The sequence below is a fragment of the Streptomyces sp. NPDC023723 genome (genome assembly GCF_040639815.1).
In the GTDB taxonomy this organism is placed as follows: domain Bacteria; phylum Actinomycetota; class Actinomycetes; order Streptomycetales; family Streptomycetaceae; genus Streptomyces.
The window spans coordinates 1-22,390 of the sequence record NZ_JBFAAP010000085.1 but is presented as its reverse complement, the minus strand read 5'-3'; the positions used below and the strand labels follow the sequence as shown (position 1 = coordinate 22,390).

The window sequence follows — 22,390 nt, the reverse complement described above, 5'->3', positions numbered from 1 at the left end:
CCCAGGCCCGATAACTCCGACACGCTCGCAGACACCCGAACCACCCCCAGCAGCCACCACCGAGCCTACGCCGCAAGCAAAGACAACGGCATTGGACCTAGGTCCGCTGTGCACCGAACAGGTAGAGAGGTGAGTTCGTCCTCCAGTACCGCCCGGGATGCGGTCCACCTGCCCCTCTGCGCGGGCGGCCCGTCGCGAGGCATCGGCCCCCCGTGCAGCGCTCCGGTGACGACGCCGCGGACGTCGTCACCGGAGCGCGCCCGCCTCGGCCGCGGCCTCCTGCGTCAGGCCGTCCTGCGCACTGAAGTCCGGCCCGGACGGCCGATGCGTACGGGCGTCTCGGACAGTCCAGCCGCAGGGCAACTCCCGTGACACCAAAGAGCTGCCAGCAGATCCGCCCGCTGCCGTGTGCCGCCTCGTCAGGCGACGCAGATCCCTGGTACCGCCTGCGGTCGAAACAGGTGTGGGGCGGCGACGAGGCTGGCCGGGTAGAGCTCGCGAGCGGCTGCGCGTGCGCTGTCGTCGAGCCGGGCCGCGCGATAGTGGTCGGTCGACTCCCAGACGGCGTGATTGAGGAACGTGCTGCTGCCGGCGATACCGCGGTACAGCTGGGTGGAGATGAAGCCTGGCTGCTTCTTCAACGCGGCCGCGTCGGTGGACCAGGCCAGCAGCAGTTGGTCGATGTCTTCGGAGGCGACGCGCAGGATGTTGACGAGGATGACTGGTCCGCCTCCCTCGTCAAGCTGGTCGGCGAGGGCGACGCTGGAGTCCAGCTCGTGGAATTCCGGCATGATGGTTCTCTTTCGGAGGTTGGCGGGGCGATCCCGCGCGTAGGTCAGACCGTTCCGGGCCGCATGGCTCGGTGCAGGGCGTTCAGGACTTTGGTGAGGCCCTGCACGACCGGTTCGGTGGGGCGGAACACCCACTTGCCGTCGTGGAGGTGTACGAGCTGGTCGACGAGAGGGATCGGGACGAAGCCGACCACCCCTGCGGTTGGAGCGAGATCAGCACTGGTTCAAGCGCCATCGCGGCCCGGGCCCCGGCGGCCACGCCACCGTAGCTGACCAGTATCACCGGCTTGCCGTGCCATTCCCAGAACAGGTGGTCCAGCGCGTTTTTCAGGGCGGCGTTGTAGCTGTGGTTGTACTCCGGCATCACGAAGATGTAGGCCGACGCGCGGTCTATGACCTCGCTGAACGCGCGGGTGGACGGCATCTGATAGTCACGCGCACTAGGATGCCCCGGTTCGGCCAGCATCGGCAGGTCGATCTCGGCCAGGTCGACCACCTCGATGTCGAAGACGCCGTCCGCGGCGGCCTGTTCGGCGACCCACCGGGCGGTGGGTTCGCCCGCGCGGTTCGGCCGGTGCTCGCGATCAGGATCTGAACGAGGGGACGGCCAGCCGCCGGCTCTTGCGACGGCTGGGGCTGTGACTGAGGCAGTGGCTGGGTCACGACAGGTCCGGCAGCTTCCCGTTCGCCGCCATCTCTTCGGTGAGCAGCGGGTTGACGTGGTCGGCGTCGAGGCCGCCACTGCCGTAGGGGCGTGTGATGATCTCCAGCTCATGACCGCTTGGGTCATTGAAGTAGACGCCGCGGCCGTCATCAAGACGGTTGATGTTGCCCGCGTCCTGATGCTGGGGGTCCGCCCAGTATTCCAGGCCGCGCTCCAGCACCCGGGCGAAGACCACGTCGAACTCCGCCTCGCTGACCAGGAAGGCGTAGTGCTGAGCCATGATGTCGCGGCCGGTGCTCATGAAGTCGAAGGTGATTTCAGGACTCACCTGCACCATGACGAAGTGGCCCAGCTTCACCGGGGGCTCGAAGCCCAGCATGTCGGCCAGAAAACGGGCGGAGGTCTCAGCATCGCGAGACCAGACGATCTGGTGGTTCAAAACGCTCATGCATCGAGTGTTCGCCGCGCAACGGAGAAACTCCAGGAACGCGGCCAGAACCCGTCAAGAACTTCCATATGATCCGCGTGGGTAAACTAAACTGCACCAATGGACGTTTTGAATCAACAAATCCTCCAGTGCCTGATGCTTGATGGGCGGGCCCCGATGCGCCGGATCGCCGAGGCGGTAGGGGTGTCGGAGCAGACCGCGACCCGCCGCTACCGCGCCATGCGCGAGGCAGGTGTGCTCCGGGTCCTGGTTAGTGAGGCAGCGCCCTCCGCCAGACATCCGCTCTGGCTACTGCGGCTGCAGTGCCGCCCTGCTGCGGCCGCACACCTGGGCAATGTGCTGGCCGCGCGCGACGACGTTTCCTGGGTCGCGCTGCACTCCGGCGGTGCGGAGCTGATGTGCACCACGACCCTGTCCGCCGAGGCAGAGTGCGGCTCGGGAGTGTTGCCCCGGATCTCGCACACGTCACAAGTGCTCTCGTTCACCACTCACCTGGTACTGCACTCGTACTCCGGCGGCCCTGCCGAGTGGTCGGGTTTTGAGGAACCGCTGAGCGAGGACGCAAAACGGGTTCTCCTCGAAGGGCGCGATCCTCGCCGCCGGAAGGAAACCTACAGTCCGGTGCTTCTCGAAGACCGCCCCTTGTTGGAGGAACTGCGCCGGGACGGAAGAGCCACCGCGTCAGCACTGTCCCGCGCCCTCGACTGGCCGCTCTCCCGTGTCAGAGGTCGTCTCCAGGCGCTATTGGACAGTGGCGCGGTCACCGTGGACGTGGACGTGATGCTGGAAGCGTTCGGCTACCGCATCTCGGCCACTCTGCTCCTCCAGGTACCACCTGACCGCATCGTCACGGTCTGCGAGGCGCTTTCCACCCATCGGCAGACCAGTTGGGTCGCTGCGGTTACGGGTGCCGCGAACGTCGTGGCCGCAGTGACCTGCCGCGACAGCATCGAGCTGTTCAGCTATGTCACTGAGCAACTGGGCAATCTCCCCGGTGTGATCCACGTCGAGGTCGTCCCACTGCTCAGCAGGCTCAAACAGGCCGCCACCCGAGTGGCCGACGGGCGCCTCGTTTGATCACAGCCGTCGGGGCGGGTCAGTGGCGTGCGCATCGCTGCCATCTGGAACGTGATGGCCCAGTACCGGGCCGCCTCGCCTGCTGCAGGCGGCAGGCCGGCCGACGGGCGCCGGTTGGCTCAGCTCAGCCCGCGCCGCAGTGCTGCAAAACGGTGCGGAAGGTGACGTCGGAGGCGAAGAGGGGCCGGGCAGTGCACACCGGGGAAGGCCGCTCTGGCGCAGCCTTGGCCGGGTGGTGCAGCGGCTCCCCGCACAGTGAGCGTTTTCAGGCTGGCCACCAATCGGGTGATGGCCCTGGTGCCCGCAACGGACAGGGCTCCCGTGCCGTTGGGTGAGGTGTTCGAAGTCTCCCCCTGTCGGTCCAGGAGCCCTGCTGGTTCCATATATCCTGCCGCACTCGACCTGCCTCATGTGCTGGCCAAGTGGGTCACGATGCTCATCGTCACCCGTGAGGGTGACCGCCGCTGCAAGCTCTCTCCGCACCAGCGCCCCCTCGTCGCGCTCGCCTGCCTGCGCAAGCACGACACCCGGGCCCAGATCGCCGCCGGGTTCGGCACATCCGTGGATACCGCCAACACCTGCACCACCGCAATGAGTTGCCCCGAGTTTCGTAGCAGCCGATCCTGTGTGTTTCAGGTGGCGTCCGGAGTGACCAAGGAACGGTAGTAGGCCGCCTCGAACTCTTCGGGTGGGAGGTAGTCGAGTGCGGAGTGCAGGCGCTCGGTGTTGTACCGGCCGACCCACTGCACGATGGCGCGTTCGACCTGGTCAGCGTCCCGCCAGGGGCCTTGGTGTTCGATCAGTTCGGCCTTGAAGGTGCCGTTTGGTAGCTCGGCCATCGCGTTGTCGTACGAGTCCGCGACGGAGCCCGCCGACGCGGCCGCGCCGACGTCCGTCAGTCGTTCGCTGCAGCGGACGGACACGTATTGGCTGCCGCGATCACTGTGATGAATCAGGCCCGCTCCCTTCTTGATGCCCCGGCGCCACAGCGCCATCTCCAGGGCATCCAGAGGGAGATCGGTGCGCATATGGGTCGCGAGCTGCCATCCCACGATCACCCGCGAGTACACGTCCAGGACGAACGCGACATAGACCCAGCCGGACCAGGTCCTGACATAGGTCAAGTCCGCGACCCGGAGCTGGTTCGGCCGGGTTGCGGTGAAGAGCCGGTTGACCAGGTCCGGCGGGCGCGGCGCGGTCGGTTCGGGGACCATGGTCCGGCGTCGCCGGTCACGGATGACGCCTTGCAAACCGTCCTCACGCAGCAACCGTTCGATGGTGCAGCGGGCCGCGGTGACTCCCTCGCGCCGCAGCCGGCGGTGGATCCTGCGGGCGCCATAGGTGCCGCCGGATGCGGCATGAGCTGCACGCATCTTGATCAGCAGTCGCTCGTCGCGCAGGCGCCGGGCGGACTTCGGTCGCCTGCGGCGGGCGTTGTATGCCGAGACCGACAGGTCCAGTTCCCGGCAGACCGGCTCGACCCCGAAGTCGTCGCGGAGGTGGTTGATCACCGCGTCGGCCTCGTGCGGGGCTGGTCGAGCTCCTTCGCGAAAAACACCGAGGCGGCCTTCAAGATTCCATTCGCCCGTCTCAACTCGGCGTTCTAATCGCGGAGTTGATCGAGTTCATTCTTCTCGGCCGTGGTGAGCAGATCAGGCCGGTCGCCCTGGTCTGCTTCGGCCTGGCGGACCCAGTTCCGCAAAGCCTCTTTGTGGATGCCAAGGTCCCGGGCGACATGCGCGAGTGGACGGCCCGAGGTCTGAACCTCGCGGATGGCTCGCGCGCGCAGCTCGTCGGGGTACTTCCGTGGTGCAGGCATCGGACCTGTGTTCTCCCATCTGCCGAGGCGATCATGCCTGGCTTCAGGGCCGCTACAAGATCCGGTTATCTCACCCGTATCCGGGCACCGCAGTGGTCGGATCACACGGCAGCGGATATGTCACCGTAGGGGTTGGCCCGGTTCGTGCTGACCGCCTGCGCGGCGGAGGAGGGGTCACTCATGAACTTGGCCCTGTTCATAGCGGCTGCCTCTGTGACGGCGGGGATCTCGCCGCTGCCGTCGGTGCCGCTCGTGCCGGCCACCGCGGGCACTGCCGTGAGGCCTGCGGTGAGCGCGGCGGCAGCCGCTGTGAGCGCGAACTTGGATCGGATACGCATGATTCTCCTCGGCTGTTGGGACGTCGGCCCCGCCGGATCGGCCGAGCCGGGGCGAACGTACCCAGGCCCAAAGGGGGCCGACCAGGTACTCCGCTGTCCCGGACAGGACGGCGACTGTCCGGGCCGGTCACGCAGGGACACGGCGTGTGTCCCGGACGGGTCGGGAACATGTCGCGCCTTCACCGGGCACTGCGAACCCAGGGACAGTCAAGAAGCGGACAGCGTGATCGTCGAGGGGCAGCTGCCGGCGATCCCGGGCGCCGGCCTCATGACCGCCGTCAGCACGGCATGCCTCGTCACCGCCACGCCCGCCGGCGCGGCGCCCACCAGCGTCTACGTGAGCACCACAGGAAGCAACGCGGCCTCCGGCACGAAGCGCCGGTCGGTACGCACGATCGGCGAGGCGCTGCAGCGCGTCAGGAACAACCCGAACCTGACCTCGGTGCGGCTCTTCGTGGGCACTTACCGACCCGGGGCGAGCTTCTCGCTGGGCAAGGCGTACAAGCAGAAATCGATCACCTTCACGCGGGTGGGCGGCAGCACCGCGCCGGTGATCAAGGGGACCAACGGAGCACGGCACCTCGACTACTTCCTCAAGGTCGCGGCCAACGGGCCACGCATCCACATGAAGCGGCTGATCGTCCAGTACCACCGGACCGCTTCCACCGGAACTCAGGCGTTGCCGCTGCTGCTGCGCCCCAGGCGCACCGGATCACGGACAAGGGCTTCCCCCGCGGCGCCCGGAACGCGGTCACGAACAACACCTACAGCACCATGCCCGACGAGACGAAGCCCGGCGTCATCGTCATGAGTGGCGCAGACCAGGGCATGACCTCCTGCCCCGCCGCGATCCCCACGGACACCGCGATCTCAAGGACCTGACCCCAAGGGCCGCGTCGCCGGAAGGGCGCACGACGAGGTGCGGCCGGCCGGACACCATCGAGTCCGCCGCGGTTCGAGCCGGCGTGGAGGAACCGGACCGCGGCGATGTTCGGGTGCCAGCGCGAGGCCGACCAGTGACCGCAGCGGTCCATCGGCGCACGGCACGGCATCGGTCAGCTCGAACAGCGCGTCGGCACGCGCAGTCAGGCAGTCGTAGAAGTCGGTCCGCGACCGAGAAGCACACTCAGGGACGCCGGGCGTAGAGCGCCGTGCAGCAGACTCACCCTCGCGGCCTCGGAATGAGAAACGGCGTCTCGACAACGCACTCCATCACACCGAGGCCGCACCGCTTCCGCACGGGCACCATGAAACAGTCGCAAACATATCAGTCAGTACACGGTCAGGCCGAAGGCGCTGAGGACCTCCGGCACGGGCTGGTAGTAGGAAGCTCCCCCGGAGGTGCAGTTGCCGGTGGAGGCGACCAGGAAGCCGACAGCCAGGGTGCCGGTGTAGGCCGGGGCGCCGTCGTCGCCGGGCTCCGCGCAGGTGGTGGAGCGGATTAGGCCGTGGACGGTGCCCTCGGCGAAGTTGACGGTGACGTTGAGTGCGGTCACCGTTCCGCAGTGGACTCCGCTGGCCCGACCGACGTGGCACAGCGACTGGCCGACCGCCGGGGTCGCGGCCCCGGTGATGTCCTGGAGGGCGCCTCCACCCAGGGCGAGGTCTCCGGGCAGATTCAGCGTGTTCGAGGTGTAGCGGACGACGCCGTAGTCGTCGATCGGGTAGGAGGCGCCGGCGGTGACCCCGACCGGCGTGGTGCGTGCCGCGTCGGCGTACCAGGTGGTCTTGTAGGTGCCGGAGCAGTGGCCGATCATTACTCCGTGATACGCGGGCGGGGTGGTCGTGCTCTTCGCGTTGAAGCCGACGACACACTGGGCACCGGTGGCGGCGTAGAGCACGGTGCCGCCCCGGACCGTCACCACTTGCAGCGCGGTGGCCGGCGGTGCGGTGCGGAGGAACAGGGTGCTCACCACCATCAGGGCGGTGGTGAGCATGGGCAGGCAGGTGAACGGACGTCTCACGGCCCCTCCCGGGGTCCTCGGTGGCGCTTACCGGCAGTGCCTTCATCGTGGCAACGCGGCGGGCCACGCAACAGGCATACTCCGGCCGCGCTCGCCGGAGAACGCCGGGGCCATGAGCACAGTCCGCCCTCGTCCGTGCGCTTCGGGACGGTGCGGTCGGTCAAGGATGCAGTCGGCCCACCCGGATTCCGTAAGCGTCCAGGTCATGCGCATGTCTAAAGTCACCGGTGCCCTTCGGCGAGGAAGGCCCGGACGTCGGCCACCAGGGGAGTCATCTGCTCACCGGCCTCGAGCCAGGTGGTCACCGAGGCTCCCAGCCGCCTGTGGCCTGTGACCACGGCAGCAAGCCCCAGGTCACCTTATGGGATGCTGGCACGGGCCTGCTCATACCGCGCGTCGCGTACCGGTTCGGGCGGGCCCGCTGCCGTGACGGCGACTCGTACGGTCCCAGCACACCACTCCTCTCCGCCCTCACGGCCACGGTCAGCAGTGTCCTGGCGGCCGCCACCGGCGCCCCGGCTCACGGGCCGGCGGCCACGTCCCTCGGGCGTGGGCGGCCCAAGACGACGAGCTCCAGCGGCTCCGTCGCGAGCTGAGTACGTTCTCGGCCGATGGACCGGATCGCCGAACCGCTGCGCGCCATGGGCGTGACGGTCTGTGGACGCGGCGGTGGCCGGCTGGCCCCGCTCGTCGTCCGCAGCGGCGGCCTGACCGGCATCGCCTACGCCCCGAGGGGCCTCTGCCCAGGTCAAGAGTGCCGTGCTGCTGGCCGGGCTGGCCGCAACGGGCACCACCACGGTGGAGGAGGTCCACCCGACGAGGCGGCACCCCGAGGAGAGGCTGCTCGAATTCGGCGGCCGGGTACGGGGCGACGGCAACCGGGTGGCCTGGAGCCGGGCGAGCTGACGGGCACGGACATCGCTGTGCCCGGCGACCCGTCCCAGGCGGCGTTCTGGGCAGTGGCCGCGCACCTCGCCGACCAGGGCGAGGTCACCGTAGACAACCTCTATCCCGGGTTCTGGCGCAGCGACTCGTGGGCGTGCTGGAGCAGATGGGCGCCGACATCGACTTCGGCCTGGCCACCGGGACGCTGACGGTACGCGCGTCGCGGCTGCGGGCCATCCAGCTGACCGCCGAGGACATCCCAGGGCTCGTGGACGAAGTGCCGGTGCTGGCAATGCCGGCCGCCGTCGCCGACGGCATGACCGTCATCTCCGGCGCACAGGACCTGCGGTCCAAGGAGTCGGACCGGATCGCCTCCACCGCGGCGATGCTGAGGGCCTTCGGCCTGCGGGTGACCGGGACCGAGGACGGCATGGTCATCGAGGGCACCTCCCGGATGCGCGCGGTCCGCGTCGACAGCCACGGCGACCACTGGATCGCGATGACGGCCGCCGTCGCGGGGGCGTGCGCGGCCGAGGGAACGACCGTCGTCGACGGCTGGGAGTCGGTGGCGACCAGCTACCCGGGCTTCGCCGGCGACCTGGTGTGCCTGACCGGGACGGCCGCCGCTCCCGCAGCATAGCCAGCCGGCCGGTCTCCTGGGGGCCGCCCGCTTCCCCTACGGAGAATGCGGGTGGCCCCAGGCCCAGCTGAGAATCAGCCCTGGAAGTCGAGGCCGCCCGGTGGAACGGCCTGGCAGCGATGTTGACCTGCGGAGGTCAGACAGGATGAGAAGGCGGGGCGGGTGAGTGTCTCTCGCTGCGAGCACCGGGGAGTAGCCGTCCGGTTATTTGCGCGGCAGCGACAAGGGTTGCGATCTCGCCAATGGATTGGTCACGCGACTGAAACAGCCATCGCGGTTTCACATCGAGCGCATGCTCCTGGTGAAGAAAGGCGGACAACGTCAGGACGGAGATGGAGTCCATGCCTTTCTCCCAGAGGGTAGCGTCGGCCATGACTTCGTCCTGGGGGACTCCCAGCGCGTGGGCCATGCCAGCGAGGATCCGATCGAGCTCCTCTGGTGGCTGAACTACCCGGCGTGAGACGAGGTGGAAGAGGTAATGGATTGCCTCGCACTGACTTCTGCGAAGGGGAAACCAGCGGTTGCTGGCGCGCCCGTCCCAGCAGCCGATTGCTGCGAGGCCCCGCCAAGTGCCTCGCGCGCGGCCGTAGCGAACTCTGTCAATGCATCGCGAATGCTTACCCGCTCCCGACCGCAGATGGAAAAGAACTCGGCGAACGTACTACTCGAGCCAGCAGCAGCGGTGGCTGCTGCCACCAGGGCTGAGTGGAACAGGACGAGATCCTCCTTCACACGATGCGCGGATTCGACGACGGAGTTGGGCCCTTCAATGACCACGGTGGCTGTGGCGAGCCGAGTGGCGTTAATGAGCGCTGTGGAGTCGTGCAGGCGAGCAGTGAGACGTTCCAATTTCATCAGAGTTTCGGGCGTCGCGCAGTAGGGCGAATAAAGAACCGAGCTCATCCCTGAAGGTTGTCCCGTAAACGATCTTCGGCCGATGCGGCGGCGGTTCCTCGGCAAGAGGCGCTCGCCCGGTCGGCGAAGGTGAGCTGGTGCAGGCGGGCACTGCCGAGCATGACGGCTGCGCATAGGCTGCCCATGGTTCGGCCTAGCCACTGGGGCAGGCTCGCCTGGGGGTGATTTACTTGTTAGCTCGTCATGGGTCTGCGGCTGGAGCATCAGTGGCTCGCCGGATGGGCAGGGCTCTGGGGCTGGTCGCAGTTGCGGCGGCCGTGCTGGCGGCGCTGTTGTTGTCGCCTTTCGTGCTGCAGGAGGTCGCCGGTTCCAAGGGCGTGGACTGGAACAGGCTGAGTCAGATCGGCGCCGCGTACGGCTTCACGTCGGCGATCGTCTCGGCGCTCGCGTTGGCCGGTGTTGCCGGTTCGCTGATTGTTCAGAACCGGCAGGCCAGGGCGGAGCAGGTCCAGGGGATTCGCAGCTACTACCTTGAGCTGGTTCGCCTGGAACTTGAGGACATGGCGCTTTGCCAGCCTGTCTGGGGCGTCACGGACATCGCCGATCCCCATGAGCGGAAGCGGCATGTCTATGCCGACCTCATGATGAACTACGCGTGGATGGGTTATGAGATCGGGACCATTCGCGAGCCTCTCCTGCGGGACATGCTGTCCGGGATGTTCACCGGAGAGGCTGGGCGGCACTACTGGAGCAGGGCCCGCACCTCATGGACCGCCAGTTCGTCAGGAAGCCGTATCGGTCGTCGCTTCCTGGCCATCGTGGGCGAGGAGCACGCTCGCGCTGTTGCTGCCGGACCGCCGACGCGCTCGGCCGTTGCCCCGAGTCCGCCCGACGTGCCTGGCGCAGGAGCGGCGCCCGTATGGCGGGCGGCGGCCGGCGCCCTGATCGGCCTGAGTACCGGCTTGGCACTGGGATCGCTGTTGCGCAGTCGGCGCTGAGGGCCGTTGGGCACGAGTTGAATGATCATGGTGTGACTGGTGTGACTGGTGTGACTGGTGTGATCACGGCGTCGGAGCCGTCTTGGACAGGCCCGTTCTCTGGGCTGAGCCCGCACTGCTTGGGGAAGTCGGTGACCGCGCTGCGGCGTGAGGGGGCCGACGCGGTTGGCCCGGGACGGCCCTGGAGTTTGCCTCTGGAGGACCGAGTGCTGCTGGTCGCGGCCTGCTGGCGCACCAACTTAACGATGCGCCAGTTGGCCCTGCTGTTCCGGCATCTCGAAGTCTGCGGCAGACCGGATCATCGACCACCTCGGCCCGCTGATGCCTCTGCGGCCGCGGCGCCGGTTCTCCAGGGATACTGTCCTGATCGTGGACGGCACCCTGGTTCCCACCCGTGACCACGAGGTAGCCGAGCAGTCCAAGAACTATCGGTACTCCACCAGCCACCAGGTCGTGATCGACGCCGACAGCCGACTCGTTGTCGTGGTCGGCCGACCGCTGCCCGGCAACCGCAATGACTGCAAGGCATGGGGAGCTGTCAGGCACCAAGGACGCTGTCGGCGGGACCACGGTGATCGCGGACGGCGGCTACCGGGGCACCGGTCTGGTCATTCCGCATCGCCGCGCGCGCGGTCAGACCGAACTGCCGGCATGGAAAGAGGATCACAACGCCTCGCACCGCAAGGTCCGCGCCCGAGTCGAGCATGCCTTCGCCCGGATGAAGGGCTGCAAGATCCTCCGCGACTGCCGCCTGAGAGGCGACGGCGTCCACTACGCCATGCTCGGCATCGCCCGCCTCCGCAATCTCGCTCTCACGGGGATAACGGCTGGTCCCACTGGTCAGTCCTGCGCTTCAACCCGTAGAGGATCATTTACGGGACAACCTTAGCCTCTGCTCCGGCCTGAAGTAGAGCGCCGTACGTATCGCGCCTCAACTGACGCTGCGATTGCTTCTGCTGGGCCAGAGCCTGAACAGCAGTCTGACGCCGTCCGGCCCACGCCGCGACGAACGCAGCTCCGGTCGCACCAATCGACCCAACGGCCGGTTCCGAACGGATGACCTGCGGGGTGGTGTCACCGGGCCCGAGAGGTGCCGTCGGAGACGCTGATCAGAGGCCCGGCCACCGTCCGGTCCGGCGCAATGTCGGACGGTTCGCGGGCGGCGGGTCTGCATAACGTGGATGCGCGAGCACGACACCCGAGCCGAGGCCAGCACCGTCAACGCCCCTCAAAGGGCACGATGTTCGAGATCGAAGACGTGGGCGTGTTCCTCGGCCTGGGACGTCGGCAAGTCCGCTCACCACGGCCACGGGCTCACCCCGCCCGGGAAGAGGGTCTTCGACAAGCCGCTGCCCAACAGCGAACCGAAAATGCGGGCCGTCTTCGACAAGCTGGCCGCGAAGTTCGGCACCGTCCTGGTCATCGTGGACCAGCCCGCATCCATGGGCGCCCTGCCGCTGACCGTCGCCCGCGACGCCGGCTGCCGCGTCGCCTGCCCGCCCGGCCTGGCCATGCGCCGCATCGCCGACCTCTACCCCGGCGAGGCCAAGACCGACGCCAAGGACGTGGCCGTCATCGCCGACGCCGCGCGGATGATGCCCCACACCCTGCGCTCCCTGGAACTGACCGACGAGATCACCGGCGAGTTGACCGTACTTACCGGCTTCGACCAGGACCTGGCGGCCGAGGCCACCCGCACCAGCAACCGGATGCGCGGCCTGCTCACCCAGTTCCACCCCAGCCTGGAACGCGTCCTGGGGCCCCGCATGGACCACCAGGCCGTGACCTGGCTCCTGGAGCGCTGCGGCTCCCCGGCCGCCCTGTGAAAAGCCGGTCGCCGCCGACTCGCCGAACTGATCCGGCCCAAGGCCCCCCGCATGGCCGCCCGACTCATCGACGACGTCTTCACCGCCCTCGACGAACAGACCGTCGTCGTCCCCGGTACCGGCACCCTGGGCATCGTCGTCCCCTCCCTGGCGGCTTCCCTGGCCGCCGTGCACACCCAGCGCCGGGCGATGGAGACCCAGATCAACACCCTGTCGGAGGCCCCCCTCTTTCCCCGGTCCTGACATCGATGCCCGGCGTCGGCGTCAGGACCGCCGCCGTCCTGTCGACCACCGTCGGCGACGGCACCAGCTTCCCCACCGCCGCCCACCTGGCCTCCTACGCCGGCCTCACCCCGACGACGAAGTCGCCGGGCACCTCGATCCACGGTGAACACGCACCCAGAGGCGGCAACCGGCAGCTGAAACGGGCGACGTCCCTGTCCGCCTTCGCCTGTATGAACGCCGATCCGGCCTCCCGCACCTACTACGACAGGCAATGAGCCCGCGGCAAGACACACACCCAGGCCCTCCTCCGCCTCGCCCGTCAACGCATCAGCGTCCTGTTCGCCGTGCTCCGCGATGGCACCTTCTACGAACCCCGGACACCGAGGGCCGTCGAGCTCGCCGCATAACCCCAGCAGCCCCGAACCATCCCAATCCCGACAGGGATGCCTTGACGAAAGACATAGAGGCACCCCCCGGATCGGCATCGAGCTCGACCCCGTACTGGTCGCCGCGTTCAGCGGCGACGGGCACCGCGGCCACCAGGTACTCGGCCAACTGCTGCACCACCTCACCGCCTCCGTCCGCGCCGGGCACGCCGCCCCGCCCGGCTCCAGACGGGCGGACTTCACGACTGCCTGGGACACGGCGCTGCCCGTAGTGCAGTTGATCACCGACGCCACCTCGCAGCCCGCGGTCGCGCCGCTCTTCACTTTGCCGTGCTCGCGTCACGTCCACGTACGCGCCCTGCGGATCGCGGCTGCCGCCGTACGCGACGCCCGGATTAGTTCCGGGACCTGGCACGGCCCCGATGCCTGCCGCACCGGCGGTCCCGGAGACCAGCTCCTGCACACCCTGGAGACCACGCTCGACCAGCAGATCCGCAACCACCACCGGGACCTCGTCCCCGAGCTCGCCCGGCAGCTGAACGCCGCCTTCGCGCAGCGCACCCGCGGCCAGCACGAGGTGACGGTGAACCTCGCCCTGCCCTGGGGTGCGAACTGGGAGCATGAAGCCAGACGACGCCAGCGCGAGGTCGCCACCGCCACCACTGCGCTGCAACTGCTCCTCCAGCACGCGATCGCCCACCCACCGAGCGGCGGCCAGGCGCCGGACACCCTGGCCGTGGCCGACCTGGTCGCACTCGTAAAGCTCCTCCGCCGCTGCGGCTGATCGGCAGTCCGCTTCTCCCGCAGCGCGAAGGCGGCGAGCGCCACCTAGCCGCCGACCAGGTACGCCAGCGACCCGATGGCGGATCAGTGCCAGGACGAACCCTCACTCGGGTAGATCAACACGGCTGCGACACCCACACCGAACAGCAGTGCGCCGAGCAGGTCGAACCGCTGTCTTGCGCGTACCAGGTTTCCGGTACGACCGAGACGAATAGCGGGATGCACAGGACCGTGTAGACGACCAGGAACCAGAGCACCGACCGCCAGCTGAAGTGGTCGGTGAGCGCGCCGCGCACCAGGGGGCCGATGACGGCCGAGACACCGGCTCCGGTGCCGAGGAACCCCACGCACAGGGGGATCCAGCGACGCGGCATGAGGTCGCGGACGATGAGAGAGCAGGACGTTCGCGACCAGGATGAGGACCAGCCGGAGGGTGGACGCGCCGTCGAGCCGGCCGCTGTCCTCACTGCTGCGGAATCCCGCCGTCTCGCTGGTGCTGGCCGTCTCTTCGTGTGCACCGGCGCCTTCACCGCGATCACCTACATCGCCGCGTTCATGTTGGAGACCGCGCCTTCCGCGACACTCAAAGCAGCAGATCCTCCAGAGCGCTGCGGCCCGGGCCCATCTTCCGGTCTCCCAGCTGGCGCAGTCCATCCACTTCCGGTGCGATCTCGGTTGTGCGGCGGGGTACTCCGTGTTCTAGTTCGCCGTGCACATATCCATCGGATGGCGTTCTTCACCATGATCTTCAGCCCGTTCGGCGGCATCCTCGTCAGAGCGCGCGGCGCACGGCTGCCCCTGGTGATCGGAACGGCCGCGTTTCTCATCGCCAGCGTGCTGTACTCCGAGTGGCACGCGACGTGGCAGGCCCAGGTCGGCATCGGTGCGTTGTGGGGCCTGGGCCGCGGGTTCTTCTGCGCCGCATGTCCGAACCTGATCATGGATGCGGTGCCGGCCCGGCTGCAGGGCGTGAGCGCCAGGATGCTCGCCGTCTTCGGTGCCGTCGGCGGATCCACGGCCACCGCGGTCCTCACCCCGACCTTCGCCGCGCACCCGTTCGAAATGGTCTCCGTGGATCCCGGCGGTGTCCGCACCGTCACCGACATCCCCCAGGTGTTCACCGGTGCCGGATACAGCCAGGTGTACCTGGTCGTCGGGTCCGTCGCCACGGCGCTGGCACTGCTCCTCGCCCTGGTGCTGCGTTCCGGACGCACTCCCGCACGCGGCGGCGAACCGGCCTGAGTCCGGTCACCGGCGTTCCGGGTTGTCACCGGCGATTGCGCGCATGGGCTTCGGCCATGCGTGCAATCGCCGGCAGCGAAGGCAGGGTGAGAGCGGCCACCGGCCGACGCACCGTGGATCAGGGGCGCCGGACGTCCGGGGCGTCCGAGGCGACCCGGAAGCGCCGTACCTTGCCGACACTGGTGCGCGGAAGCTCGTCGATGACATGCCAGGCACGTGGTCTGGCGGCTGGCGACAGGTTGCGCCGGGCCCAACCCGCCAGGGTCTCGGTGTCGGGCGGGCTGGCGAGGTCCCGCGGAACGACGTAGGCCACCGGCACCTGGTCGCGCACCGGGTCCGCGTGCGCGACGACAGCGGCTTCCAGCACCCCCGGTGCCTGCGCGAGCACGGCCTCCACCTCGGTCAGGCTCACGTTCTCGCCCGACACCTTGATGACGTCGTCGGCGCGGCCGACGAACCGGAACACGCCGCCACCCGGCTCGGCCACCACGAGGTCTCCGGTGGTGAACCAACTCGTGCCGTCGGCGTGGGCGGTGAAACAGCGCTCCGTGGTCGCGGCGTCGTCGAGGTATCCCTCGAACAGATCGACACCGCGAACCCCCCGGACCCGCAGCACCCCTGGTGTGCCGGGCGGGGAGGGCCGGCCGTCCTCCCGGTCGACGACGTCGACCTCACGGTCGCCCAGCGGTTCGCCGATCACGTCGTGGCGCAGCGGATCGCTGGTGTCCCCGGTCACCGCGGCGACCGTTTCGGTCAGGCCGTACAACTGGCGGGGCCGGCACCCGGCGATCTGCGCGAACCGCTCGTAGTGTTCCTGCCCCAGGCTCTGGGCGAACCACACGTGTTCGAGGGTCAGTGGCGGCCGGTCGCCGCAGCGGGCAAGGATCATACGTATGGGAGCGGCGAACAAACTGGCGTGGGTGGCGCCCAGTTCATGTGCCTGGCGCACCCAGCGCGAGGCTGAGAAGACGCCGGTCAGCGCCACGCCGGCCCCGGCCGTGATGGCGGGCGCGAAGCAGTAGTACTGGGCGTTGGCGTGGAACAGCGGCAGTGTCACCAGCCAGCGGTGCTCCGGGCGGAGGCCGACCGCGGCCGCCATCGTCTCGCCGACGGTGCTGTAGTTCTCCTGGGTGAGGACCACGCCCTTGGGCTCGGAGGTCGTACCGGAGGTGAACATCACCGCGAGCCGGTCGGAGGGACGGGTGCCGGGGGCGGCCCCGGTGACGGGCTCCCCGGCACCGAGCGGGCCCTCGGGACCGACGTCGGCCGCGGTTTCGCCGATCTCGACGACGGTTCCGATCGCGCTTCCGGCTCCCTCCCGGTACACCGCCGCCCGTGCGCCGGCACACACACCGACCGTGGGGGAAGTCCGCCTGACCTGGTGGGCGATGTCGCGCGGCGCCGAGGCCGGGTCGACCGGTACGAACCACGCTCCCAGCCTGGCGACAGCGAGCCAGAGCGCCACGAACGCGGGGCTGTTGCGCAGCGCGAGGTGCACGGACGAGCCGGGCCGGACACCGTACCGGCGCAGCGTGCCCGCGGTACGCGCGACGATCTCGTCGAACTCCCGGTAGGTGTACTCGACCGTGCCGGTGTCGTCGTGGAACACCAGGAACCGCCGGTTTCCGTGTTCGGCGACGGCGGCCTCCCAGTGCTCGTGGAAGGTCCGACGGTGGATCGTGCCGGTCATGGGCAGCTCCGCTCCGTCGTCTCAGTCGCGGTAGGAGGGGTCGGTGCGATCCAACTTGCGCACCAGGGACGGCCATTCCCGGTCGTTCGAGGTGCCCAGGTCCTCGACCCACTGCCGGACGGTCAGCTCGATCACCTCTTGCGGCGGAACGGTCAGCGGGCGGCCGGTGGACAGGGCGAGCAGCTGGGTCCGTGCGGACTTCTCCAGGTAGAAGGTCTCCGTGAACGCCTGCCCCACGCTGCGGCCCACCGTGAGGGTGCCGTGGTTGCGCAGGATCAGGGCGGTGCTGTCCCCGAGGTCGGCGACGAACCGCTCTTTCTCGTCGGCGCTGAGGGCGATGCCCTCGTAGTCGTGGTAGCCGAGGCGGCCGTGGAAGCGCATCGCGTGCTGGGTCAGCGGCAGCAGACCTTCTTCCAGGGTGGACAGCGCCATCCCGGCCTCGGTGTGGAGGTGCATCACACACTGGGCGTCCTGGCGCGCGCTGTGGATCGCGCCGTGGATGACGAACCCGGCGGCATTGGGCCGGTGGGGGCTGTCGCCTATGACGTTGCCGTCGAGGTCGATCTTGACCAGGTTCGAGGCGGTGATCTCCTCGAAGCCGAGGCCGAGCGGGTTGACGAGGAAGTGGTGCGCCGGTCCGGGCAGGCGCGCCGAGATGTGGGTGTAGATGAGGTCGTCCCAGCCGAACAGCGCGCACAGGCGGTAGGCCGCGGCCAGGTCACGCCGGACGGCCAGCTCGGCGTCCGTCATCGGGCCGTCGTCCGCGATTCGGGTGACGGGCAGTTCGAAGGAGGAGTACGTGGATTCCGTGGCTGTGGCCATGCGGCCGCCTTCCCGTGGATCTGGGCATCGCCATGACAGAACTGAACGTTCAGTTAATATCTGCCGACGGGAGACCCGGTGTCAACACCCGTGAATGGACGAGCCCCGACGTGCCGCCTATCGTGTGGCGCTGGAGATCCACAGAACCCGGACCGCGCGTTCGCGTCATGCAGTGAGGTGCGCCCCATGTCCACTCCGGCACGGGAGGGCTCGGCCGAGCCCGGGAGCAAGAGCCGGCGGCGCGCCCGAACCGGCCCCCGCGCCGAGGCGGCCATCCTCGACGCGGCCTACGAACTGCTCCTGGAGCACGGCCTGGAGGCCGCCACGGTCGAGGCCATCGCCGCCAGGGCCGGCGTCAGCAAGGTGACCGTCTACAAGTGGTGGCCGAACCGTGCCGCGGTCGTCATGTCGGCGTTCCTGCGCAAGTCGGACGACGTCCTGCCCTACCCCGAGGACTTCCGGATCGGCCAGGTCGAGGACCGCCTGCTCCGGATGGCCGAGTCGTTCCGCGGCGCCACCGGTACCGCGGTGGCCGCCCTCATCGCCGAAGGGCAGTTCGACCCGGAGATCGCCCGGGCATTCCGCGACGGTTACGTCAACGCGCGGCGGCGCCAGGGGGTCGAGATCGTGCGCGCCGCCATCGAGAGGGGGGAGATCCGCCGGGCCGACCCCGACGTCGTGCTCGACCTGCTCTACGCGCCCCTGTACTTCCGGCTGGTCGTCGGCCACCGGCCACTCGACGACGAGGCGGTCCGAGAGCACGTCCGGCTGGTACTGGCAGGACTCAGGCCGGAGTGAACCGGCTCCCGGGCTCCCGCTCTCCGGGGCGAACGACGGGAGTCCGGCGGCGGGACCCGCAGGCCCGGCGAGGTCGGCACACGACACCGACCGCCTGTGTCCGCAGCATTGCCTGGCCGCGCTCGCGTCCGTTACTGTGACGACGCCGATTCGTCGACCGATCGGTACAACCTCCAGGCCCCGCACGGGACCGGGCCCTTGCTCAGCACGCGGAGGGTTTTTGAGCACGTTGATGAACACGTCTGTCAGGGACAACCTGTGTGTCGCATACGATCAGGCGCAAAGGGAGCTCCCGGCGCGTGAGGCCGACCTGCTGGTGACAGGGGCCGGTGCAACTGGCGTTCACCAGCTCCGTCGTGCCCTCGAAGAGGGCTTCTCGGTGTCCTTGCTCGAAGCCGTCCCCTCCGGCGCGGGCGGGCAGGACGACGATCTCCTCGGCGACGGGCCGCACCGGCAACCGGACGCCGAACCTCACCTCGACCGCGCGCTCGGCCACCCCGGCCTGCGCCGCCACATCCGGTACGGGGCCAGACCCGACTCCGCGGTGTACGCACGTGATCTCGGGTGCGATGTCGTCGAGGTCGGGCTCGCCGCGGAGGAGGAGCGGACGAGCCTGGTGAACGGCACTGCTGCCGCCCCGCTGTTCCTCAGTCATCACGTCCTGGGGACCACCGTCCCGGGCGGACCGGTCCGCCGGTCACCGGGACTGGGCGGGCGGGTGCGTCCGGGAGAGCCGTTCGTCTCGACCGTGGATGACGTGTACGAGGGATTCGTCTTCTCCAGGGCCGACAGCGGGGTGTGACCGCGGGGTCCCGGCCGCGCGCCGGGGCCCGTCGGACAACGGACAGGCACGTCGTCCGCTCGACGCGGAGATGCCGCGCTGGACGGCAGGAACACCGTGGTGACGGGTGGTGGTCACCGCACCGGACATGCGAGCCGTCCGCCACCTGGCAGCGGCCGGCTAACGACTCGTCCGCCACCGGCCCACCGGCCGGTGGCGGAACACCGAGGAGGATGTGTATGCGTCTGAAGGACAAGGTCGCGGTCATCACGGGTGCCGGGTCGGGAATCGGCAAGGCCATCGCGCACCGGTTCGCCGACGAGGGAGCCCATGTCGTCTGCGCGAGCATCAGCGGCCGTTCGGCCGATGTCGCCGCCGAGATCGGCGACGCGGCGGTCCCGGTCCGGGCGGACGTCGGTGACGAGGCGGATGTCCGGCGCATGGTCGGGACGGCCGAGAACACCTTCGGGCGGATCGACATCCTCGTCAACAACGCCGGATTCGGCGGCGGGTTGCTGCCACTGCACGAGCAGACCACGGAGACCTGGGACCGTGTGCACGGGGTCAACCTCCGAGGGGTCTTCTTCTGCATGAAGTACGGCATCATCTCGATGCGCAGGACAGGCGGTGGTTCGATCGTCAACGTGTCCTCGGCGACATCGCTCGTCGGCTGGAAACACCACGGCGTGTACGGGGCGGCCAAGGCCGGCGTGAACCAGTTGACGCGGACCGCCGCCCTCGACTACGCCGACGACAACATCCGCGTGAACGCGGTGTGTCCCGGAACGATCTGGACCGGTCTGGTTCCCATGTCCCAGCAGTGGCCGGAGCCGCCACCCGGTGTCTCCCGCGTGCCCGGCATCCCGATGGACCGTTGGGGTCTGTCGGACGAGATCGCCGCGGCTGCCCTGTTCCTGGCCAGTGACGAGGCCTCCTACGTCACGGGAGCGCTGATGCCGGTGGACGGCGGTTACTCCGTCGGCTTCTCCGGCATGGGCGCCGAGAAGCAGGGCCGCTCCACCGACTGAAGGTGACGGACGGAGACCGGACACTCGGCGGGGTACTGCCGGACGGTGTCCGCACTCGGTTCACGCCCCACCAGCACGACGGGACGGTGCCGTCGGCCGGGGCGGTCCCACCAACGCCCGTACAAGATCTTTTGACAGAGGGACAGGAGAGCAGAACGTGAACACAGGTCTCGCCGGCCGTTCAGTGGTCGTCACCGGAGGCAGCGCCAACATCGGCAGGAGTACGGCGCTGGCTTTCGCGGCCGAGGGTGCCGCTGTCGTCATCGTCGGCCGGGACGAGGAACAGGGGCACCGGGTCTGCGCGGAACTGTCGGAGAGCGGCGCGGCGGAAGCCGTCTGGCACCACGCCGACGTGACGGACCGCGGTGACGTGGCGGCCCTGGTGAAGGCCGTGCACCAGCACGTCGGGCCGCCGGACGTGCTGGTGAACAACGTGGGCGGACACGTGGGACTCGATCTGTTCGCCGACACCGAGCCGGCGGACTGGGAGCGGGACATCTCCCTCACCATCATGAGCACCCTCAACTGCACTCATGCCTTTCTGCCCGGCATGATCTCCCGCGGCAGCGGACGGATCGTCAACATCGGCTCCACCGCGGGCATCCTGGGCGACCCCATGCTCGCCGTCTACTCGGCGATGAAGGGGGCCGTGCACGCCTTCACCAAGGTGCTGGCGAAGGAGGTCGGGCGTCATGGCATCACGGTGAACGCCGTCGCACCGTACGGCACCATGCCCGAGGACCCGCGTTCCGACGTCGGCCGGGGCAGCCGCTGGCATCCGGAGGGCATGTTCGCCTCGCTGGCCGCGGAACGGGGCGAGGAGCTGAGCTCCTTGGGCAGGCGCACGCTCGTGGGGCGGGAGACGGCGTTCCCGTCGGAAGTCGGCGCTGCCGTCGTGTACCTCGCGTCCGAGCAGGCCGCCTTCGTCACCGGCCAGGTGCTGTGCGTGGACGGCGGCACCCAACTGGCCTGACCGGCGGCCGGGCCAGGTCACGCGGACCGGGCGCGACGGTGGTGGTGTCCCACCGTCCCATGGCGCGCGGACGATGTCCCCCGCCTGCCCGGTCCGGCGGCTCCCGAGGCTGCTACGTCGTGTCAAGCCGCTTGAGCGAGTTCTTCGACGTTGCCGAGTCGGTTCTGGTCGGCGTGCTCAAGAATTTTGAAGATCTGGCGGCCAGACCACTCATCGCGGTCGCCGCGGCGCTCGACGGTCGCGCGGATGTGCCGCCAGGTGAAGTCGGTGAAGGCAGGCTGACCCGCCCCTTGTGGATCCAGGGCACGTCCTCCCAGCCGCCAGGCAGCCGCACCCAGATCTGCTGGGGGTCATAAGGGTTGTGGTGCACCTCCCACATCCCGTCCGGGGCCGTCGACCTGCGCCCGCGGTGCGGGTTGAGGACCTCGTGGTCGTAGGTGCGATAGTCGAAGCGGATGCCGTAGTCGTTGATGCCCACCCGCTTGACCGGCATGAGCTCGACGTAGTCGTCTTCGCTGAGCAGTACCGGCACATAGCCGCTCACGCCGACCAGCGCGGCCCCCATCTCGTTCGGCGACACCGCGAGCTTCGGGGCCAGAGGATGACGCAGGGATGCGTGCCGACGGTGCTGCCAGTCCGCGACCAGCCACTCCTCCAGCAGATCCTGCACCTGCGACAGCGTCCAGCACGCCTCGTCCTCGACGTGAGAGCCGCGCTGAGTGACGTCGGAGCCGGTGTAACCGGCCACGTACTGGGAGAACCGGTCGCCGATGGTGCGGAACATCCGCTCGACATGTCCCTTGACCGGGCCGTTGGCCGGAGGCGGGCACGGCGTACAGGGCGGTGATCCCGTTTTCGACACGCCACCGGACCAGGCCTGGTAGCCCTCGAGCCAGACGAGGGATTGGGGGCGGATTGGTGGCATTGGGTGGGTGTCAGCGTGACAGGGTGCTGGGTGCCTGTTCATGGGGATAGTTGCGGGTAGACCCGCTGTCATGAGGTGACCAAGCGGCTGCTGTTTTCCGGCTGGTGTGGGGTGGGTCGGCTGTCGTGGAGGTGGCTGTTCCTACGCGCGGGCGGTACCGGAGACGGCTCCGCCGATCGCCGGGAGGGCGCCCCGCTTCACGAGATCGGGCGCTCGGGCCTCCGCGCCCCGGGTGCTGAGTCGGCCGGGTCGGCTGCTGCTCGGTGCTCACGTCTCCTCCAAGGAATCTCCGGTGGAAGCCAGACGACCGGGGATCGGGTAGTTAGACCCGCAAGCAGCATGACCTGACGAGGACGCCACTCCGACTACCGCGGTTGCGGCGGCTGGCCCGGCCGCCTCCCTCCTTACGGTGACCGGCTGCGTTGGACCGCC

At 68.9% G+C, this 22,390-nt stretch carries 22 protein-coding genes and 6 pseudogenes; 16 read left to right on the top strand and 12 right to left on the bottom strand.

What is annotated here, in order from left to right:
* Positions 1 to 419: 419 nt before the first annotated feature.
* The 3 genes from AB0G32_RS38555 to AB0G32_RS38545 form a co-directional block, all read right to left on the bottom strand.
* Positions 420 to 791 carry an antibiotic biosynthesis monooxygenase family protein gene (locus AB0G32_RS38555; RefSeq protein WP_361175034.1) on the bottom strand — a complete coding sequence of 124 codons (372 nt, stop codon included), beginning with the start codon at positions 789 to 791 and terminating at the stop codon, positions 420 to 422.
* An 82-nt stretch (positions 792 to 873) separates the two neighbouring features.
* A complete protein-coding gene (locus tag AB0G32_RS38550) occupies positions 874 to 1,566 on the bottom strand; it encodes an NAD(P)H-dependent oxidoreductase (RefSeq protein ID WP_361175031.1) in 693 nt (230 codons plus the stop codon).
* Positions 1,451 to 1,903, bottom strand: coding sequence for a VOC family protein (locus tag AB0G32_RS38545; RefSeq protein WP_361175028.1), 453 nt, complete (start codon positions 1,901 to 1,903; stop codon positions 1,451 to 1,453). Before AB0G32_RS38545 ends, AB0G32_RS38550 begins: the two co-directional genes overlap by 116 nt.
* Before the next feature lie 99 nt (positions 1,904 to 2,002).
* Here AB0G32_RS38545 and AB0G32_RS38540 point away from each other — a divergent pair, with 99 nt between their 5' ends.
* Both AB0G32_RS38540 and AB0G32_RS38535 read left to right on the top strand, forming a co-directional pair.
* Positions 2,003 to 2,980: an Lrp/AsnC family transcriptional regulator gene (locus AB0G32_RS38540; protein ID WP_361175025.1), complete on the top strand. Its 978-nt coding sequence runs from the start codon at positions 2,003 to 2,005 to the stop codon at positions 2,978 to 2,980.
* 432 nt (positions 2,981 to 3,412) lie between these two features.
* Positions 3,413 to 3,574: pseudogene (locus tag AB0G32_RS38535) on the top strand (transposase family protein); the annotation flags it as partial.
* Between the two features lie 38 nt (positions 3,575 to 3,612).
* On the opposite strand, the pseudogene AB0G32_RS38530 reads toward AB0G32_RS38535, so the two are convergent.
* Both AB0G32_RS38530 and AB0G32_RS38525 read right to left on the bottom strand, forming a co-directional pair.
* Positions 3,613 to 4,799, bottom strand: a pseudogene (locus AB0G32_RS38530) (IS3 family transposase).
* Between the two features lie 101 nt (positions 4,800 to 4,900).
* Positions 4,901 to 5,137, bottom strand: coding sequence for a hypothetical protein (locus AB0G32_RS38525; protein ID WP_361175022.1), 237 nt, complete (start codon positions 5,135 to 5,137; stop codon positions 4,901 to 4,903).
* A 223-nt stretch (positions 5,138 to 5,360) separates the two neighbouring features.
* On the opposite strand from AB0G32_RS38525, the gene AB0G32_RS38520 reads away from it, so the two are divergent.
* Positions 5,361 to 5,948 (top strand): hypothetical protein, encoded by a 588-nt coding sequence (locus AB0G32_RS38520; RefSeq protein ID WP_361175019.1) that lies wholly within the window; start codon positions 5,361 to 5,363, stop codon positions 5,946 to 5,948.
* 460 nt (positions 5,949 to 6,408) lie between these two features.
* On the opposite strand, the gene AB0G32_RS38515 is transcribed toward AB0G32_RS38520, so the two are convergent.
* Complete coding sequence (locus AB0G32_RS38515; protein ID WP_361175016.1) at positions 6,409 to 7,101, bottom strand: S1 family peptidase; 693 nt, start codon at positions 7,099 to 7,101, stop codon at positions 6,409 to 6,411.
* 611 nt (positions 7,102 to 7,712) lie between these two features.
* Between AB0G32_RS38515 and AB0G32_RS38510 the strand changes: the two are divergent.
* From AB0G32_RS38510 to AB0G32_RS38495, 4 genes and pseudogenes are all read left to right on the top strand, one after another.
* Positions 7,713 to 7,817 (top strand): annotated as a pseudogene (locus tag AB0G32_RS38510) (hypothetical protein); the annotation flags it as partial.
* A 31-nt stretch (positions 7,818 to 7,848) separates the two neighbouring features.
* Positions 7,849 to 8,007: pseudogene (locus tag AB0G32_RS38505) on the top strand (hypothetical protein); the annotation flags it as partial.
* A gap of 17 nt (positions 8,008 to 8,024) precedes the next feature.
* On the top strand, positions 8,025 to 8,195 hold the full coding sequence (locus AB0G32_RS38500; RefSeq protein WP_361175041.1) for a hypothetical protein: 171 nt from the start codon (positions 8,025 to 8,027) through the stop codon (positions 8,193 to 8,195).
* On the top strand, positions 8,141 to 8,626 hold the full coding sequence (locus AB0G32_RS38495) for a hypothetical protein (RefSeq protein WP_361175012.1): 486 nt from the start codon (positions 8,141 to 8,143) through the stop codon (positions 8,624 to 8,626). Before AB0G32_RS38500 ends, AB0G32_RS38495 begins: the two co-directional genes overlap by 55 nt.
* A 136-nt stretch (positions 8,627 to 8,762) precedes the next feature.
* On the opposite strand, the gene AB0G32_RS38490 is transcribed toward AB0G32_RS38495, so the two are convergent.
* Together AB0G32_RS38490 and AB0G32_RS38485 are read right to left on the bottom strand one after the other, a co-directional pair.
* Positions 8,763 to 9,047: an acyl carrier protein gene (locus tag AB0G32_RS38490; RefSeq protein WP_361175038.1), complete on the bottom strand. Its 285-nt coding sequence runs from the start codon at positions 9,045 to 9,047 to the stop codon at positions 8,763 to 8,765.
* A gap of 26 nt (positions 9,048 to 9,073) precedes the next feature.
* Positions 9,074 to 9,529: a hypothetical protein gene (locus tag AB0G32_RS38485; RefSeq protein ID WP_361175009.1), complete on the bottom strand. Its 456-nt coding sequence runs from the start codon at positions 9,527 to 9,529 to the stop codon at positions 9,074 to 9,076.
* Positions 9,530 to 9,759: 230 nt separating this feature from the next.
* On the opposite strand from AB0G32_RS38485, the gene AB0G32_RS38480 reads away from it, so the two are divergent.
* The 4 genes and pseudogenes from AB0G32_RS38480 (at position 9,760) to AB0G32_RS38465 (ending at position 13,700) form a co-directional block, all read left to right on the top strand.
* Positions 9,760 to 10,479 carry a DUF6082 family protein gene (locus AB0G32_RS38480; RefSeq protein ID WP_361175006.1) on the top strand — a complete coding sequence of 240 codons (720 nt, stop codon included), beginning with the start codon at positions 9,760 to 9,762 and terminating at the stop codon, positions 10,477 to 10,479.
* A 50-nt stretch (positions 10,480 to 10,529) separates the two neighbouring features.
* A pseudogene (locus AB0G32_RS38475) lies at positions 10,530 to 11,368 on the top strand (transposase).
* A gap of 351 nt (positions 11,369 to 11,719) precedes the next feature.
* Positions 11,720 to 12,937: pseudogene (locus tag AB0G32_RS38470) on the top strand (IS110 family transposase).
* A gap of 250 nt (positions 12,938 to 13,187) precedes the next feature.
* Positions 13,188 to 13,700: a hypothetical protein gene (locus AB0G32_RS38465; RefSeq protein WP_361175003.1), complete on the top strand. Its 513-nt coding sequence runs from the start codon at positions 13,188 to 13,190 to the stop codon at positions 13,698 to 13,700.
* Between the two features lie 115 nt (positions 13,701 to 13,815).
* Here the strand turns inward: AB0G32_RS38465 and AB0G32_RS38460 are convergent, their stop codons facing one another.
* A complete protein-coding gene (locus AB0G32_RS38460) occupies positions 13,816 to 14,073 on the bottom strand; it encodes an MFS transporter (RefSeq protein WP_361175000.1) in 258 nt (85 codons plus the stop codon).
* 13 nt (positions 14,074 to 14,086) lie between these two features.
* Between AB0G32_RS38460 and AB0G32_RS38455 the strand changes: the two genes are divergently transcribed.
* On the top strand, positions 14,087 to 14,941 hold the full coding sequence (locus AB0G32_RS38455) for a hypothetical protein (RefSeq protein ID WP_361174997.1): 855 nt from the start codon (positions 14,087 to 14,089) through the stop codon (positions 14,939 to 14,941).
* A gap of 118 nt (positions 14,942 to 15,059) precedes the next feature.
* Here AB0G32_RS38455 and AB0G32_RS38450 read toward each other — a convergent pair whose 3' ends face one another.
* Together AB0G32_RS38450 and AB0G32_RS38445 are read right to left on the bottom strand one after the other, a co-directional pair.
* Entirely contained in the window at positions 15,060 to 16,631 is a 1,572-nt protein-coding gene (locus AB0G32_RS38450; RefSeq protein WP_361174994.1) for a class I adenylate-forming enzyme family protein, read from the bottom strand.
* 21 nt (positions 16,632 to 16,652) lie between these two features.
* Entirely contained in the window at positions 16,653 to 17,453 is an 801-nt protein-coding gene (locus AB0G32_RS38445) for a class II aldolase/adducin family protein (RefSeq protein WP_361174991.1), read from the bottom strand.
* Positions 17,454 to 17,639: 186 nt separating this feature from the next.
* On the opposite strand from AB0G32_RS38445, the gene AB0G32_RS38440 reads away from it, so the two are divergent.
* From AB0G32_RS38440 to AB0G32_RS38425, 4 genes are all read left to right on the top strand, one after another.
* Positions 17,640 to 18,251, top strand: a complete 612-nt coding sequence (locus AB0G32_RS38440) for a TetR/AcrR family transcriptional regulator (RefSeq protein WP_361174988.1) — start codon at positions 17,640 to 17,642, stop codon at positions 18,249 to 18,251.
* 379 nt (positions 18,252 to 18,630) lie between these two features.
* Positions 18,631 to 19,053, top strand: coding sequence for a hypothetical protein (locus AB0G32_RS38435; RefSeq protein WP_361174985.1), 423 nt, complete (start codon positions 18,631 to 18,633; stop codon positions 19,051 to 19,053).
* A 218-nt stretch (positions 19,054 to 19,271) separates the two neighbouring features.
* Positions 19,272 to 20,060 carry an SDR family oxidoreductase gene (locus AB0G32_RS38430; protein WP_361174982.1) on the top strand — a complete coding sequence of 263 codons (789 nt, stop codon included), beginning with the start codon at positions 19,272 to 19,274 and terminating at the stop codon, positions 20,058 to 20,060.
* 157 nt (positions 20,061 to 20,217) lie between these two features.
* Positions 20,218 to 21,033, top strand: coding sequence for an SDR family NAD(P)-dependent oxidoreductase (locus AB0G32_RS38425; RefSeq protein ID WP_361174979.1), 816 nt, complete (start codon positions 20,218 to 20,220; stop codon positions 21,031 to 21,033).
* A 112-nt stretch (positions 21,034 to 21,145) separates the two neighbouring features.
* On the opposite strand, the gene AB0G32_RS38420 is transcribed toward AB0G32_RS38425, so the two are convergent.
* Positions 21,146 to 21,817 (bottom strand): Mu transposase C-terminal domain-containing protein, encoded by a 672-nt coding sequence (locus AB0G32_RS38420; protein WP_361174976.1) that lies wholly within the window; start codon positions 21,815 to 21,817, stop codon positions 21,146 to 21,148.
* Positions 21,818 to 22,390 lie beyond the last annotated feature (573 nt).

What these genes read in the sequence shown, in the direction of transcription:
- AB0G32_RS38555 (WP_361175034.1), bottom strand. Translation starts at nt 791, where the DNA reads ATGCCGGAATTCCACGAGCTGGACTCCAGCGTCGCCCTCGCCGACCAG.
- AB0G32_RS38550 (WP_361175031.1), bottom strand. Translation starts at nt 1,566, where the DNA reads ATGAGCTGGAGATCATCACACGCCCCTACGGCAGTGGCGGCCTCGACG.
- AB0G32_RS38545 (WP_361175028.1), bottom strand. Translation starts at nt 1,903, where the DNA reads ATGAGCGTTTTGAACCACCAGATCGTCTGGTCTCGCGATGCTGAGACC.
- AB0G32_RS38540 (WP_361175025.1), top strand. Translation starts at nt 2,003, where the DNA reads ATGGACGTTTTGAATCAACAAATCCTCCAGTGCCTGATGCTTGATGGG.
- AB0G32_RS38525 (WP_361175022.1), bottom strand. Translation starts at nt 5,137, where the DNA reads ATGCGTATCCGATCCAAGTTCGCGCTCACAGCGGCTGCCGCCGCGCTC.
- AB0G32_RS38485 (WP_361175009.1), bottom strand. Translation starts at nt 9,529, where the DNA reads ATGAGCTCGGTTCTTTATTCGCCCTACTGCGCGACGCCCGAAACTCTG.
- AB0G32_RS38480 (WP_361175006.1), top strand. Translation starts at nt 9,760, where the DNA reads ATGGGCAGGGCTCTGGGGCTGGTCGCAGTTGCGGCGGCCGTGCTGGCG.
- AB0G32_RS38460 (WP_361175000.1), bottom strand. Translation starts at nt 14,073, where the DNA reads ATGCCGCGTCGCTGGATCCCCCTGTGCGTGGGGTTCCTCGGCACCGGA.
- AB0G32_RS38455 (WP_361174997.1), top strand. Translation starts at nt 14,087, where the DNA reads ATGAGAGAGCAGGACGTTCGCGACCAGGATGAGGACCAGCCGGAGGGT.
- AB0G32_RS38450 (WP_361174994.1), bottom strand. Translation starts at nt 16,631, where the DNA reads ATGACCGGCACGATCCACCGTCGGACCTTCCACGAGCACTGGGAGGCC.
- AB0G32_RS38445 (WP_361174991.1), bottom strand. Translation starts at nt 17,453, where the DNA reads ATGGCCACAGCCACGGAATCCACGTACTCCTCCTTCGAACTGCCCGTC.
- AB0G32_RS38440 (WP_361174988.1), top strand. Translation starts at nt 17,640, where the DNA reads ATGTCCACTCCGGCACGGGAGGGCTCGGCCGAGCCCGGGAGCAAGAGC.
- AB0G32_RS38430 (WP_361174982.1), top strand. Translation starts at nt 19,272, where the DNA reads ATGCGTCTGAAGGACAAGGTCGCGGTCATCACGGGTGCCGGGTCGGGA.
- AB0G32_RS38420 (WP_361174976.1), bottom strand. Translation starts at nt 21,817, where the DNA reads ATGTTCCGCACCATCGGCGACCGGTTCTCCCAGTACGTGGCCGGTTAC.